Source organism: Pectobacterium polonicum (assembly GCF_005497185.1).
GTDB lineage: Bacteria > Pseudomonadota > Gammaproteobacteria > Enterobacterales > Enterobacteriaceae > Pectobacterium > Pectobacterium polonicum.
The window spans coordinates 138,050-152,790 of the sequence record NZ_RJTN01000001.1; the positions used below are offsets into that span (position 1 = coordinate 138,050).

Sequence of the window (14,741 nt, forward strand, 5' to 3'; positions counted from 1 at the left end):
TACGCTTCCTTAAATTCTGATGATTTGAGCTAATCGCCATGATGTTGTGCTACTACGTGTATTGATTTCGGGTAATACACGTAGGGTAGCGATTCCGATGATTCACGGCTAACAAGGCTATTTTTGTAGGGGCATAAATATTTTTATAAGGCTGTTGTATCTGCTCTGGTGGATAAGAACATGACCTGCGATTACCGCACCACACACATCGGTTGGCCTGATACCGGCTCGGCGTGGATCTCCGCATCGATGCTGAACACCTGTTGCAGTAGCTCCGGTTTCATCACCTCATGCGGTGACCCCTGTGCTATTACGCGTCCGCCTGCCAGCATTACCAAATGATCGCAGTAGCGGCTGGCCTGATTCAAATCGTGCAGGACGGTCACGACCGTTTTGTCGGCCTGATTCAGTTCGCGCAGTAGTTTCATTAATTCGACCTGATGATTGATGTCGAGATAGGTGGTGGGTTCATCGAGCAGGACGACGGGGGTATCCTGCGCCACCAGCATTGCCAGAAACGCCCGTTGACGCTGTCCGCCGGACAAATCGGTCAGCCGTCTGTCTGCCAGATCGACAATGTGCGTTTTCTCCATCGCGAGCTGCACGCGCTGACGATCGTCTGGTGATAACCGTCCCCACAGCGATAGCCAAGGGCTGCGCCCGTAGGCCACCATATCACGTACGGTGATCCCCTCTGGCGTGAGGTGATGCTGCGGTAACAGCGCCAGATGGCGCGAGAGCTGACGGGCGGAGAACGCAGAGAGCGGTTTGCCAGCGAGCAGGATAGCGCCGGACTTCGGGGTAAGCAGCCTGGCGAAACACTTTAGCAGCGTTGACTTACCGCAGCCGTTAGGGCCGATCAGGGCGGTGACTTTTCCGCTGGGGAGCGATAACGACAGGCTATCAAGAATACGTTTGTCGCCATAGCCCGCCGTCAGGTTTTGTGTTGTCAGTTCCATTTAGCGCATTCTCATAAGAAGCCAGAAAAACCAAGGTGCACCAATAATTGCGGTGAGTACCCCAGCGGGTAATTCCATCGGCGGGTTCAGCGTGCGTGCCAGCAGATCGGCAAGCAGTAGCACCAGCGCACCAGCAACGGCAGAAGTAGGAAGCAGCCAGCGGTGCCGTCCTCCCACCAGATGGCGGATCAGATGCGGCACCACGAGGCTGATAAAGCCGATGGGGCCGCACACGGCAACGCTGGTCGCGGCGAGTGCCACGGCGAGCGCCAGTCCCCAGAATTGGATACGCCTGATATTGACACCCAGCGTGCTGGCGCGGTCATCGCCCAGCGCCAATAAATCCAGATCGCGGCAAAAGCGCAGGCTGAGCGGAATCAGCACACAGAGGACGGGCAGGGCGACCATGACGAATGACCAGTCACGTCCCCATAGGCTACCCGTCAACCACAGCAGCGCATTATTGATATCCTGCGGTCTGGAGAGGATCAGATAATCAGTGACGCTTGCCCAGGCGGCGGACAGCGCCACGCCGATGAGCGCCAGCCGCATCGGGGATGACGCTCCCGCGATAAACCGAAGCAGCAGCAGTCCGGCGATACCGCCGATGAACGCGAGAAGCGGCAGCCAGAGCACTGGGAGAGCTGGCACCAACATTAGCGCGCCGACAGTCGCCAGACTCGCGGCATGATTCACGCCGAGAATATCCGGTGAGGCCAGTGGATTACGCACAATCCCTTGCACCAGCACGCCGGAAATCGCCAGCGCCGCGCCGACGAACAGCGCCAGCAGTACGCGGGGCAGGCGATACTGCGTCAGGACATAATGATGTTCATTGGCGTTGTGCCAGCCGCTCATCAACGCCGACCACGGCAGCGGAATCGCCCCCATACGCAGCGACAGAATGAGGGTCGTCAGTAAGAGTAGCGTAATCGAGATAAACACAATGACGGGGCGCATTATCCTCGTTTCCTTGCGAGCCAGACAAAACAGGGCGCACCGATGAGCGCCAGCACCGCCCCTGCAGGGAGTTCACCCGGCCAGGCGAGCGCGCGGGCAAGCAGATCGGCCAATAGCATAAATACTGCACCCAGCAATATGCTCATCGGGAGCATTTTTCTCTGATCGTAGCCGATCCAGAAACGTGCCAGATGCGGTATTAACAGGCCGATAAACGCTACCGGGCCCGCTACGCTCACGCAGGCTCCCACGAGTATTAGCACCGCCAGATTGAGGAGCAGGCGCAGACGGCCTAAGTTGACGCCCAGCGTATGGGCGCTCGCGTCACCGATGTTCAGCAGGTTAAGCTGGTTTGCCATCAGCAGTACAACGGGGCAGACGATGATGACAAACGGGAAGAGTTGCCAGAACTCCACCCAGCGCGCGTGGGAGACACCGCCCGCCAGCCAGTAAAAAATGCCATAGGCGTGATCTTCCGCCAGTAGCAACGTGATGCGGGTTAACGCCATGCACAGCGCGGATAGCGCGACGCCAGCCAGAATCAGTCGATTGCGGTCAAGCGTTTGTCGCCAGCCGCCGCCCGCCGCCATCACCATTAGCCAGCAGAGCCCACCGCCGATAGCGGCAACAAAGGCGATAGGGTAACCGGAGAGCGAAGACGTGAAGGCGCTGGTCAGCGCCATCGCCAGTGCCGCGCCGCTGTTGATGCCGAGTAGGGAAGGAGACGCTAGCGGATTATGGGTCAGGGTTTGAAGCAGTGAACCGGACAGCGCCAGGCTGGCACCGATCAAGATGGCAACCAGACTGCGTGGCAGGCGCAGGTTGAGCACCAACGCTTCTGGGAGTGAAGACGGCGATCCTGTAATCAGCGCCTTGATGGCACTGAGTGCGGGAATGGGGATTGCGGAATAACAGAACAGGCTGAGCCAGAACACGCCCAGCAGTGCCGCTATCGGCAATCCCCAACGCCAGAGCGGATGGAAATTTTCCTTCATTGCTCGCTGCTGATGCTAACAGGCTGATGTTTAAATATTTTCACCGTATCGCTGCCGATGCGTTCCGCGGCAAAAATGCCGCGCATCCGCGCCCAGGCATTGCTGTCGACGGCGGCAATTTGCTGTTTTTGCTGGGCTTCCAGCAGGTTCCAGAGCGCATCCTGCTGCCAGCGTTTCACAATACTTTCTTCGCGATAGTGCGTCACAATGAGCCACTGTGGGTTAATCGCCAGCAGTTGTTCCAAATTGATGGAGGCCATCGGGGCATTATTGATGGGGGGCGGCACGCTCAGACCGAGGGCAGCCAGCACGCTGCCGGTGTAGGCCTCGCTGGAATACAGGTTAAACTGCTGCTCGCGCGAGGTGCCAAAGGCGACGCGCGTTCCTTTGGGAAGCTGGTCGGCGTAGGCTTTCATTGTCTCGCGATGCTGGGCGAGACGGGTCTGCATCGCGCTGTCTTTCCCCAATACCTTGCCGATGATCTCCGCCGAATGCAGGTTCTCTTCATAGGTTTCGTTACGTGATTTCAGCAGCAGTACCGGTGCAATCGCCTTCAGCGCTGTGTAAATACCGCTATGGCGGCTGCTGTCGGCGATAATCAAATCAGGCTTCAGTGCGCTGATGGCTTCCAGACTCGGCTGTGCGCGCGTTCCCACGGAGTGCCAGGGTTTTAGGTGTTCACGGACTTCCGCCAGAATTCGGTCAGGATCGTTGTCATCGGCGATACCGACTGGGCTGACATCTATTGCAGCCAGCGCATCGGCAAAAGAAAGTTCCAGCACCACAATACGCTGAGGCGGCGTGTCGAGGGTAAAGGAACCCTGTTCATCTTGCACCGTGACGGCATTGGCGCGGCCTAGTCCGAACAGACAAAGCGCGGTAATCAGTACGACGCGAAGTAGAGCAAACATAGTGTAACTCCGTTAGAGGTCATGATTGTTAGTCAGGCCGGGCATCTGCCCGGCGAGTGATAACGTGGCAGTCAGAATTTCAGCGAGCCCTGCATGTAGAAGGTGCGGGGCTGGCCGGCATAAATCCCTTTGTTGTTGTCATCGCTGTTCGAGCGCGTGTAGTAATCATGGTCGAACAGGTTTTTCACACCAAAGGCCAGATTGAGATCGGAGAACTGTGGGCCAAAGTCATAGGCCGCACGCGCGCCCCACAGCATAAAGCCAGGGATACGCCCGGCGCTGCCATCGGCGCTTTCGGCAATGGTGTTAGCGTTATTGGCGAACTGGCTGGACTGGAACTCACTGTTCAGGTTGAACGTCCAGTTGCCCGGTTGGTAATCGACACCGAATCCACCCCGATGTTTTGAAGAGAAGGGCACCTGATTACCGTAGGTATCACCTGCTTCGCGAATTTCAGCATTCACGTAGGCATAGCGCGCATAAACCGACACCGCCTCTAAGCGGGGCGACAGCTCGGCGAGACTATAGCGTGCCTGTGTTTCCAGCCCGGAATGGCGAGTTTTTCCCCGTGTGGTGACGGTGTTGTTGGTCTGATTGGAGTCATACTGGTTATTAAAGTTAACCAGAAAGACGCCCATTTCTGCGGTCAGCGCGCCATCGTCGTAGCGGGTGCCCACTTCCCAGGTCCGTGCTTTTTCTGGCTCCACTTTGCCGCTTTGAGCCGCCTTGCCAATTCGGCTGTACTGTACGGTGCCGAATGATCCTTCCGTATTCGCATAAAGATTCCAGCTTTCGTTAACGTGGTAGAGCACGTTCAGGGCAGGCAGCGGCGCGTTGTAGCTGACCGCTTCGCCTGTGCCTTTCAGCGTATTGTCCTGATGAGATTTGATGTGCTCGAAACGCATTCCCGGCGTAATCGTCCAGTTGCCAATATCTACGCGATCGTCAATGTACCAGGCGTGCGCCTCTGTACCTGCCCGAGTTTCGCGATCAATGGGGCTGTTGGTACTTGGCAGCGTCTTGCTGGCGGTATTGGTAAAGTAGCGCACCTCATGGGTGGATTCACTGACATAGCGGTAGCCTACGCCGACTTCATGCGCTGAGGAGCCGAGGGTAAAACTTTGGCTGTAGCGGGGCTCGATGCCGCGTACCCAATATTCGCGTGGAGACAAGGTAAGGATCGAATTCTGCTCCAGATAACCGCTGCGCAGTGTGCGGGTGTAGAACCCCTGAATATTGAATTTGTGCTGCTGATCCGGCTGATATTGGTAGCCTAAATTGGCAAGCTGACGACGCCCCCAGAAGCGATCGTACGGACGTGTTGACTGCCAGCGGTCGGCATTATAATCGGCACGGGACAGGCCGCCTGGCATATCGGCGCTGCCATCATAATATTGCAGCAGGCTGTTAAAGGTGTGCACGTCGTTTGGCGCGTAGCGGCTTTTCAGCATTACGTCGTCAATGCGCGTCGCGCTGTGTTCGCGCCAGTCGCTGCCGCGAGTGCCGGAATAAAGCAACGCCGAACCGAAACCGTTATCAGCCGTGCCGCCAACCAACAGGTTGTGGGTTTCTTTCGGGTTGTGCTGTGAGGAGGTCGGGCTGTGTTGGCCTTCTACGCCAGCATGAATGCCAAACTCTTTCGGGATCGCCCGGGTGACGAAGTTCACGACGCCGCCGACGCTCTGCGGCCCGTAGCGCACTGCACCGCCACCGCGTACCACGTCAACGGCATCCATATTGCCCAGGGAGATGGGGGCGAGGGAAAGCTGCGGCTGGCCGTAAGGTGCAAACGGCACCGGAATACCGTCCATTAGAACGGTGGAGCGGCTGGCCAGACGCGGGCTGAGGCCACGAATACCGAAATTCATCGCCAGATCGTGACTACCCGTCCCGTTATTTTCTGGCGCATACACGCCCGGCATGCGATTTAAGACATCGCGCATGGTGGTGGCGCCGGTTTTGGCGAAATCCTCACGGCGGATCACATCACGCGCGCCTGCATGTTCAAAGACGTCATTTCCACGCGCTTCACCCAGCCAGTCGCCGACGACCGTCAGCGTTTCTTCCGCTGCTGTCGGGATCGGCTCCAGCGTCCAGGCGTTATCGCCCAGCGCTTTCAGTTGCAGACCGCTACCTGCGAGTAGGGCTTTCAAACCGCCGTCAACGGTGTAGTCGCCGTGCAGGCCGTTGCTGCGTTTTCCCTGCGTCAGGCTGGCATCTACTGACAGCGTAATGCCGCTGCGGGCGGCATAGTGGTTGAGTGCTTTGTCTAACTCGCCAGCCGCAATATCGTAGCGTGCAGTGGCGGGTGTAATGGCTGCGTAGGCCATCCCTGTCGTGATACCGACTGTTGAGAGCAGGCTGAGCTGTATCGCCATGGCTAAAGGGGTTGCTTTACGAAAAGCGCGTAAGAGCGTCATAACATCTCCATCATCATTTTTGTTGTATACCTAAGTCGAACGAGAGGGAGAAAAAGGACAATCAAGAATGATAATTTTTTTCGTTATCGTTTAGTTTGCGGGAAGGATGTTGACCCAGTAGCGCGTAATGTACTGAATCTTAACGGGAAGCGTTTTCTCGATGACTTGCAACACTGTGTCGGTATTTTTCAGCGGGAAGGTGCCGCTTAACCGCAGCGTCGCGACCTCCGGGCTACAGCGCAGCACGCCGTGACGATAGCGCGACAGGGTTTCCATCACCTCGGCGAGCGGCTTATTGCTGAAACTGAGAATGCCCTGCGCCCAGTTGCTATCTTCCTCATCTGCGGATTGGGTTTCACCCAGTTCTCGAGCGCTGAAACGCAGGCTTTCGCCCTGACGCACGATGCGCTCTTGGGTTGGGTCTTCTGCCAGTACGACTTTCACCGCATGGTGTTGCACGCTCAGCACCGTGCTGCCTGCTTCCTGACGTACCGTAAATTCAGTGCCGAGTGCGGTCAACTGCCCGTGTCGTGTTTGCACGTAGAAAGGGCGATTGCTGGCATCCTGTCCGGTGGTAATCGCAATTTCGCCGTACCAGAGGTGAATGCGCCGCTGCTGTGGATCGAAGCGAACGTCAACGGCGCTGTCGGTGTTAAGCGAGAGCAACGTGCCGTCTTCCAGACGCTGCTGGCGGATCGCGCCTTTCGCCGTAGTATAGTCCGCCCGCAGGCCTGTTCCGGCGTCAGAACGCCAAAGCTGCCATCCGCCACCCACGCCTAACAGCAGTAACAGACCTTTCATCACTCTGCGACGGGTAAGCTGGGTATCCTGAAGGGCGCGGTGGGCGACGTTGCTAGGCACGACGTTCATCTGGCTGCGCAGGTTTTCTACCTGCGACCAGGCCCACTGGTGATCCCGATTTTGCTCGTACCACTGCTGCCATTTCTCGGTTTGCTGCGGGCTAGCGCGTTCGTCGCTCAGTACCGCATACCAATGCGAGGCGGAGCGCAGGGCTTGACGCTGTGAGTCGGTTAGCGGGAGGCTCACAGCCCATGCTCCAGACGAAACAGCAGGCAATGCTCCGTGGCCTTGGCCACGTACTTTTTGACTGAACTGACGGAGACCTTCAGCCGCGTGGCGATCTCACCGTAGGCCATGCCATCAAGCTGAGAAAGCAAAAACGCCTGTCGCGCTTTGTGGCTCAGACCATCGAGCATGAGATCTACCTGCTGGAGCGTCTCAAGCTGCTGTTGCTGGATCTCCGGCGAGGGTACAAGCGCCTCCGGCAACTGTGCCAGCCTATCCAGATAAGCTTTTTCCAGCGCATTGCGGCGAAAGAGATCGACCATCACGCGCTTGGCAACGGTGCACAGGAAGGATTTGGGATCGCGGATTGCGGTGAGGGACTCGCCGTTCATCACGCGCAGGAAGGTGTCCTGAGCAATATCATCGGCGTCAAAAGAGGATTGGAGCTTGCCCGTTAGCCAGTGCTTCAGCCAGCCGTGGTGCGAACCGTAGAGCGATTCGAGCGTCAGTTCAGCAGAGGGGGTGGCGTGGTCAGACATCATGGTCAGAAGTAGAAACGTGTATCGACGGTAAATAATAGACGCTATGTTAATATGATAATGGTTCTCATTACAATTGAATCACAGAGCGATACCGACACGATAACCGTACCAGAAAGCAACTGGCTGTTTTTAAAGAAGATAAATATATCGTTTTCGAACCGTTGGGGCGTTACTGATCCACGTCTCTACCCGCGTCTGAAAATCCGAATTATTTCGGATATTGAGCCATTGCAGGGAAGGGTTGTGTGCTATGTTGAGTTTCTCGTGATAATGATGCATCGGCCCTATGAAAAAAAGCCTGCTAGCCTATTTTCAAACACTCTATTTTAAGAAAGGTTTTTTCTTATTATCTTCCGGCCTGTTTTTTATTCTGGCATCGCTTTTTGCGTTAGCGCTTACGGTTCATTCGGCTTTCACGCTTAAACAGTTTGAAGGGGATGTGGAGAGTTTTTCTAACGTCACGATTGAGCATGCTGACGAAATAATGGTACAGGCGATCTCTGCGCTGGATAGGTTAGAAGAATATAGCCTGCCTTATTGTGATAATCCGCACCTGAATGCACTTCGCAAGGCCGCGTACGACAATGATTATATTCAGGACGTGGTCTATATCGACGGGAATCGGCCCCGCTGTTCTTCGATGCTGAACGACATTAATACGATGTTTCTTCCCGCCCCTGATTTTTTCTATAAAACGGCCTATGCAGTGTGGTACAACGTTGAAAGCCCACTGAACCGCAATAAGCGAATGATTTATGTTGGCGCAGCACATCATCTTGTGGTGTTAAATCCGCGTTCATTTCTGGATGTTCCCTCCTACAGCCATAATATCCAGTGTGCATTGCTGGAGAGAAAAAAACAGGATGGGCAGGTTATCCTGTCGGATTCGATCCATGACGTCATTTTCCCCCGCCTGATTACGGGAGAAAATCGAACCGATAGATTTTATATTGATAATAAATATTATGTCCTGAAACCGTTATCAAACAGCGATCTTGCTCTGGCGGTGAGTGCCGATAAACCTGTGAGTACCGCACGCTATTTGACGATTTTCTTCTCTGCGCTGCCTATCTTTCTTCTCCTTTCCCTGCTGCTTTCCGCGTTGATCTCCCGACGAACGCTGACTATTCAGAGCCCGCGCTATGTGCTTAATCAGGCGCTGAAACAAAAAGAGTTTGAATTACATTATCAGCCGATTATTGAATTGAAGAGCGCTCAGGTTGTGGGGTGCGAAGCGCTGATTCGCTGGCATCATTCAGACGGACGCGTAATTATGCCGGACTCGTTTATCCCGATGCTTCGTCAGATGGGATTGATGAAAGCACTGACGCTCTACGTCATTGATGAGGCGATCCAAACGGCCTGCGTATTGAAGAAAACTTACCCTGAGATGTTTGTCTCCATTAATCTTGAGGCGGCAGAATTCGAGGATATTTCCATTTTCAATTATCTCGTGGAGCGCATTGCTACACACGATCTTGAAGGGAAAAATATTAATGTCGAATTAACCGAGTCATCCATGATCGAACCACAAAAAGCTGGGCTGATGGTGGAGCTGTATCAACAGAAAGGCATTGATGTCGCTATTGATGATTTTGGTACTGGCTATGCCGGGCTGTCGTATCTTGAACGCGTCAAAGCCAATACGCTCAAAATCGATAAGTCTTTTGTCTGGAATATTAATAACCATTCACCCACTGACATTGTGTTGTCCCACATTGTCAGCATGGCACATTGCCTTAACCAACAAATTGTTGCCGAAGGCGTCGAAACCCCGATTCAGGAAGCCTACCTGAAAAGCCTTGGTGTTGCCTATGTGCAGGGCTGGCTGTATTCCAAAGCGCTCACGCAAGAGGCGTTAATCGCGTTTCTGGCGGCAAGGCGAGAAACCGCGCCAGACGGGCAGTAAAGTCACGATAAACGCTGCTTCACTACCAAAAATGTGCATGAAAGGGTAAAATATCGAGAATAGGGTAGTTAACTAATGATATTTATTGCTTTTTTATTGTGAATTTTTCAGGAGTTTATCATGCAACAGTTACCTCATTGTCCAAAATGCAGTTCTGAATACACCTGGCAAGAAGGCGAAATGCTTAACTGCCCTGAATGTGGAAATGAGTGGTCAGCGGCGGGTGATGCAGCGGCGCAGGATGACGTTTTAGTGGTAAAAGATGCCAACGGCAACCTGCTGGCGGACGGCGATACGGTCACGGTCATTAAAGACCTGAAAGTTAAAGGCAGTTCGACGCCGTTGAAGATGGGCACTCGTGTGAAAGGGATTCGCTTGGTGGAAGGCGATCACAATATTGATTGTAAGATCGATGGGTTTGGACCGATGAAGCTGAAATCTGAGTTTGTGAAGAAAAACTGATCCTGACGTGATGACGCGCGCGTCAGTCTCCTCTCTGGTTGGCGCGCGGCATTTTTTCACCTCTGGCTGGTTTTTTCACATCAGACAATCCTTTACCATAGCCTGTATTGATTTCTTACCTGGCTATACGGATATCTGATGCGTCATCTGGTTCGTTTTCTCCCTCTGCTTGTTTTGCTCTCGGCCTGTAGCAGTCAGCCGTCCTCCCCTCCGGCAGAAGCACCTTCGGGTAATCCTTTCAGCGGTGGTTTTCTACTTGAACCTGCGCACAATGTGCATCCGCTAGGTGGCGATTTCGCGACCAATCCAGCTACTGCACGGTTTGTCGATAAAATGGTGCTGGAGCACGGTTTTAATCGCCAGCAGCTGCACGATGTGCTGGTTCAGGCGAAAAGTCTGGACTGGGTGATCCGCCTGATGGATAAGCAAGCCCCGACATTGCGCCCGCCTTCTGGGCCGAACGGTGCCTGGAACCGCTACCGTAATCAGTTTATTACGCCAGACAACGTGCAGAACGGCGTAGCGTTCTGGAATCAGTATCAGGATGCGCTACAGCGTGCCCAGACCATTTACGGCGTTCCGCCTGAGATCATCGTCGGCATTATTGGCGTGGAAACTCGCTGGGGCAGAGTGATGGGGAAAACGCGCATCATTGATGCATTGGCTACGTTGGCGTTTGATTACCCGCGACGGGCTGATTACTTTGCGGGCGAGCTGGAAACCTTCCTGCTGATGGCGCGTAAGGAAGGCAACGATCCGCTCAGCCTGCGCGGTTCTTATGCTGGCGCAATGGGCTACGGGCAGTTTATGCCTTCATCCTTCAAGAATTACGCTGTGGATTTTGATGGCAACGGGCATACCAATCTGTGGGACCCGGTGGACGCAATTGGCAGCGTAGCCAATTATTTCAAAGCACACGGATGGGTGAAGGGCGCGCCTGTCGCGGTGCAGGCAAACGGTCAGGCGCCGCTGCTTGCGAACGGTTTTAATACCCGTTACTCGCTCACTGAATTACAGGCCGCGGGTCTGACGCCACAGCATTCGCTGGCAGGATACAGTGAAGCGAGCCTGCTGCGGCTGGATATCGGCACGGGATATCAATACTGGTATGGATTACCAAACTTCTACGCCATCACGCGCTACAACCACAGCACGCACTACGCGATGGCTGTATGGCAACTGGGTGAGGCTGTAGGTCGCGCTCGACAGAATCAGAGTTACTAAGCTCTTCCCTTTACAGGCTGTCTCTTCGTCATATTTTCAATGCAGACGCAGAGACAGTTTCGTGCGCCATAACGCTGCTATTCATATGCTATACCGAATACGCGCCCGACGCAGGGCGCTCAGTCGCCGCCGCCCTGCGAACCCAGGCTTCTGGCATAAATTATGCCGCTGCGCGGTGCCATCGGCATTCGTGACCGCTAACCGAGCCGCCAGTGACGCGTTCCCTACGCGGCACTGGCTTTCGCGACGTCCTGTCGCTCACTCGGCGGTCACGCCCACCGCTGCATAATTTTTTACGCCAGATAACGACAATCCCATTAGCAGTCGCCGCATCGCATGCGATGCGAAATCTCACTCTTCCCAACCCTCCCTTTGCCTCCAATTTTCCCTGAATCACCCTCAATACAATCCGCATAGACACCAGCAGAGACCTCATTGGACTATTCCTGCATAGGGGTTTTCCTATGGTGCAGCAAACCGAGGCGATGAATGACGACGATGATGGTGGTGTTCCTGCTGGCCGGTGTGGTGAAAGGCGTGATTGGCCTGGGATTACCGACGATCGCGATGGGTCTGTTAACGCTGGTGATGCCTGCGGCCAGCGCGGCGGGGTTGTTGATTGTTCCGTCGCTGGTAACCAACATCTGGCAGCTCGCCTGCGGCCCCGCTTTTCTCAGCCTGATTAAACGGTTTTGGACGCTGTTTGCCGGAATCATTATCGGGACGTTCTGGAATGGTCTGCCAGCGCTCACCTCGTCATCGTCATGGACGAGTGCGGCGCTCGGCGGCATTTTGGTGGTTTACGGTCTGTGGGGGATTCTGGCGACCACCTTGCCGCAGCCGGGGCGTCATGAAATCTGGCTGTCACCGCTGGTGGGCTACCTCACGGGTGCCATCACGGCGGCAACGGGCGTCTTCGTGATTCCCGCTGTGCCTTATCTGCAATGCCTGAGGCTCAATAAAAACGATCTGGTGCAGGCGTTGGGGCTGGCGTTTACCGTTTCCACGTTGGGGCTGGCGCTACAGCTGATTCAGGGCATCGGGCTACAGGGCATCGATCTCTGGCAGTCTTTGCTGGCGCTGATTCCCGCGCTGCTGGGCATGATGATAGGGCAACGTTTGCGCCACGCGATTAGCGAGCCGATTTTCCGGCGCTGTTTCTTCGTCGGGCTGGTGGCGCTAGGTGGATATATGGCCGCGCGCGGGCTGCTTTAATCCGCATTCTCTTCTGTAATAAAAGCCACGAAATCCTGAACATAGCCGGGCAGCGCGGAAAACTGGCGGGCGCAAATGACCAGATTGCGTGTCGCCCAGTCGTCTGACAGCGGGATGGTGCGAATCTCTAGCCGCTCCATCATGCGCTGTGCGGCATGTCGTGGAAGAATGCCAATGCCAATACCGCTGTGAATCACCTGCGTGACGGCATCGAAACTGGCAAGACGCACGCGATAATTCAGGCGTTTCCCCAGCTTTCTGGCATGTTCATCGATGTGTTCCTGCAAGGCCGCGCCTTCGCTAAGCCCGATAAATTCGGCGTCAGCGATGTCAGAAAGGTTTAGTCGTTTTTTCCCAGTCCATGCGCTATTTTTGGGAACGACGACGACCAGTTCGTCCCTGCGAAATGATCGAGTTTCTAGCCCGTCGAGCGGCACGGAATCGGCGACAATGCCGAGATCGGCGGTTCGGTTGCGGATGGCATCGACGATATCGCGGCTGAGTTTTTCATCCACCGCGACGGATATTTGCGGACAGACCATCAGATAGCGGCCCAGCAGAGTAGGTAAATATTCATTCAGCGCCGCAGAATTGCACAATAGCGGTATATGGCCGCGTAGCCCTTTGCCATATTGGTGTAGTTCGCTGCGCATATGTTCTACCTGACGCAGGATAATGTGGGCATGGTGCGCCAGCGAAAACCCTGCGTCGGTGAGCGAAACGCCTGCCTTTGATCGCAGCAATAGCGCTACACCCAGTTCCTCTTCCATCCCCCGGACTCGCTCGCTGGCCGCTTGTACGGTCAGGCAGGACGCCGCTGCGCCACCGGTAATGCTGCCTGCTTTCTGAATATTGAGAAACAGTCGGAGATCGGTTAAATCGAATCGCATAGGGGGAGTCTGTCTCGGGTGAGCCGATACCCACTATTATGGCCGTGAGCCAGAGCGACGGCAATCGCTCAGACTGCGACTTATTGACACTCCACTCTGTTTCTTCCTTTTTCTTTGGCCTGATAGAGCGCGGCGTCCGCTGCGCCGTATAGCGCATCGAAGCTGGTCTTCTGCGGTGCCCAACTGACGCCAAAACTGGCAGTGACGCGCTGTTGTGGCAGTACGCTGAGCGGCATCCTGTTGAGGTCGTGATGGAGTTGGCTGGCGAGGGCGACGGCCTGCATGAGCGTATGCCCTTCCAGTAGAATGGTGAACTCTTCGCCACCCACGCGACCAATACTGTTTGTGGTACTCAGGACGTGTTGCACACGTGACACCAGATCGCAAATCACGGCATCGCCGGTCGGATGGCCATAGGTATCATTCACCTGCTTGAAGTGATCGATATCCAACACGATGAGCGCCGCCTGGTTGCGTTCCAGCGCGTGGTTGATGCGTTCAATAATCGCACCGCGGTTATACACGCTGGTCAGCGGATCGTGGCTGGCTTTGTATTCCAGCTCGACCGCCAACTTGTTGAGCTGTGCATTTAGGCGATTCAGCTCTTTCTCCGCCCTATCGCTGCGTGAAATGAGGCGGTGCGACTCGCGTACCAGCCGCTGGTAATGGTCGGTTAATGCCAGCAGCGTATCGCGATAGACTTCAGCAGGCCTCTCCTGCTGGTTAGCGATGTTGCGTGCGGCGAGCAAAATGTCGTATTCCGGTGTAAACAAGTCAATTGTGCTCATGGTTATCACTCAAAATCGTGCTGTGAAAGATCAGGGCAGGGAAATCGATGTGGAGTTCTTCACCAAATTCTTCTGCAATATCGTCGTCTTTGTCGTAATACCAATACAGCGCAATCGATAATGTTTGTTCCGCTGCCTGATTCAGCAGGTTGAACAAACTGAACAGCATCTTGGTGCTGGAGCTGTTGAAGTAAATCAGGGAGACATGTATTTCGATGCTCGGCAGTACTTCATCAGGTGGCATGGTTTCCGCATAGGCCGTCAGTCTGTGTAGATATGCCTGAATCTCAGTGAGCAGCGGGCGATAAAACGCCGCTGCATTCTCAGGATAAGATTCGCCGGAAAGATAAAGACGGTGTGTGTCAAAATGAAAATCAACAGTCGGGGTACAGGATGTCCCCGAAATATGGAGGTTGCTTAGGGTCGTTATATTTTTCATG

General features: G+C 54.8%; 14 protein-coding genes. 4 read left to right on the forward strand and 10 right to left on the reverse strand.

The features are described from left to right. Positions 1–191 precede the first annotated feature (191 nt). The 7 genes from fecE to fecI form a co-directional block, all read right to left on the reverse strand. Positions 192–959, reverse strand: a complete 768-nt coding sequence (fecE, locus tag EDI29_RS00660) for a Fe(3+) dicitrate ABC transporter ATP-binding protein FecE (protein ID WP_137739306.1) — start codon at positions 957–959, stop codon at positions 192–194. After that, entirely contained in the window at positions 960–1,919 is a 960-nt protein-coding gene (gene fecD, locus EDI29_RS00665) for a Fe(3+) dicitrate ABC transporter permease subunit FecD (RefSeq protein WP_137739307.1), read from the reverse strand. Then, the gene (fecC, locus tag EDI29_RS00670) at positions 1,919–2,914 is read right to left on the reverse strand and encodes an iron-dicitrate ABC transporter permease FecC (RefSeq protein ID WP_137739308.1); all 996 of its coding nucleotides are present in this window, start codon (positions 2,912–2,914) and stop codon (positions 1,919–1,921) included. The genes fecD and fecC overlap by 1 nt, the downstream gene beginning before the upstream one ends. Continuing rightward, positions 2,911–3,825, reverse strand: a complete 915-nt coding sequence (locus EDI29_RS00675; RefSeq protein ID WP_137739309.1) for a Fe(3+) dicitrate ABC transporter substrate-binding protein FecB — start codon at positions 3,823–3,825, stop codon at positions 2,911–2,913. The genes fecC and EDI29_RS00675 overlap by 4 nt, the downstream gene beginning before the upstream one ends. A 71-nt stretch (positions 3,826–3,896) precedes the next feature. After that, positions 3,897–6,245: a TonB-dependent Fe(3+) dicitrate receptor FecA gene (fecA, locus tag EDI29_RS00680; protein ID WP_137739310.1), complete on the reverse strand. Its 2,349-nt coding sequence runs from the start codon at positions 6,243–6,245 to the stop codon at positions 3,897–3,899. 90 nt (positions 6,246–6,335) lie between these two features. Continuing rightward, positions 6,336–7,292 carry a ferric citrate uptake sigma factor regulator FecR gene (gene fecR, locus EDI29_RS00685; protein ID WP_137739311.1) on the reverse strand — a complete coding sequence of 319 codons (957 nt, stop codon included), beginning with the start codon at positions 7,290–7,292 and terminating at the stop codon, positions 6,336–6,338. Continuing rightward, a complete protein-coding gene (fecI, locus tag EDI29_RS00690) occupies positions 7,289–7,810 on the reverse strand; it encodes a ferric citrate uptake sigma factor FecI (protein WP_137739544.1) in 522 nt (173 codons plus the stop codon). Before fecI ends, fecR begins: the two co-directional genes overlap by 4 nt. A gap of 289 nt (positions 7,811–8,099) precedes the next feature. Here fecI and EDI29_RS00695 point away from each other — a divergent pair, with 289 nt between their 5' ends. The 4 genes from EDI29_RS00695 to EDI29_RS00710 all read left to right on the forward strand — a co-directional run bounded on the left by EDI29_RS00695 (position 8,100) and on the right by EDI29_RS00710 (position 12,623). Then, a complete protein-coding gene (locus tag EDI29_RS00695) occupies positions 8,100–9,722 on the forward strand; it encodes an EAL domain-containing protein (RefSeq protein ID WP_137739312.1) in 1,623 nt (540 codons plus the stop codon). A 120-nt stretch (positions 9,723–9,842) separates the two neighbouring features. Continuing rightward, positions 9,843–10,184 (forward strand): zinc ribbon domain-containing protein YjdM, encoded by a 342-nt coding sequence (locus tag EDI29_RS00700; protein ID WP_137739313.1) that lies wholly within the window; start codon positions 9,843–9,845, stop codon positions 10,182–10,184. A gap of 138 nt (positions 10,185–10,322) precedes the next feature. After that, entirely contained in the window at positions 10,323–11,408 is a 1,086-nt protein-coding gene (gene mltB, locus EDI29_RS00705; RefSeq protein ID WP_137739314.1) for a lytic murein transglycosylase B, read from the forward strand. A 489-nt stretch (positions 11,409–11,897) separates the two neighbouring features. Then, complete coding sequence (locus EDI29_RS00710; protein WP_206664352.1) at positions 11,898–12,623, forward strand: sulfite exporter TauE/SafE family protein; 726 nt, start codon at positions 11,898–11,900, stop codon at positions 12,621–12,623. Here EDI29_RS00710 and EDI29_RS00715 read toward each other — a convergent pair. The 3 genes from EDI29_RS00715 to EDI29_RS00725 all read right to left on the reverse strand — a co-directional run bounded on the left by EDI29_RS00715 (position 12,620) and on the right by EDI29_RS00725 (position 14,740). Then, a complete protein-coding gene (locus EDI29_RS00715) occupies positions 12,620–13,513 on the reverse strand; it encodes a LysR family transcriptional regulator (protein WP_137739315.1) in 894 nt (297 codons plus the stop codon). The genes EDI29_RS00710 and EDI29_RS00715 overlap by 4 nt on opposite strands. A gap of 80 nt (positions 13,514–13,593) precedes the next feature. After that, positions 13,594–14,301 carry a GGDEF domain-containing protein gene (locus EDI29_RS00720; protein ID WP_137739316.1) on the reverse strand — a complete coding sequence of 236 codons (708 nt, stop codon included), beginning with the start codon at positions 14,299–14,301 and terminating at the stop codon, positions 13,594–13,596. Continuing rightward, positions 14,288–14,740 carry a DUF1987 domain-containing protein gene (locus EDI29_RS00725; protein WP_137739317.1) on the reverse strand — a complete coding sequence of 151 codons (453 nt, stop codon included), beginning with the start codon at positions 14,738–14,740 and terminating at the stop codon, positions 14,288–14,290. The genes EDI29_RS00720 and EDI29_RS00725 overlap by 14 nt, the downstream gene beginning before the upstream one ends. Between the last annotated feature and the right edge of the window lies 1 nt (position 14,741).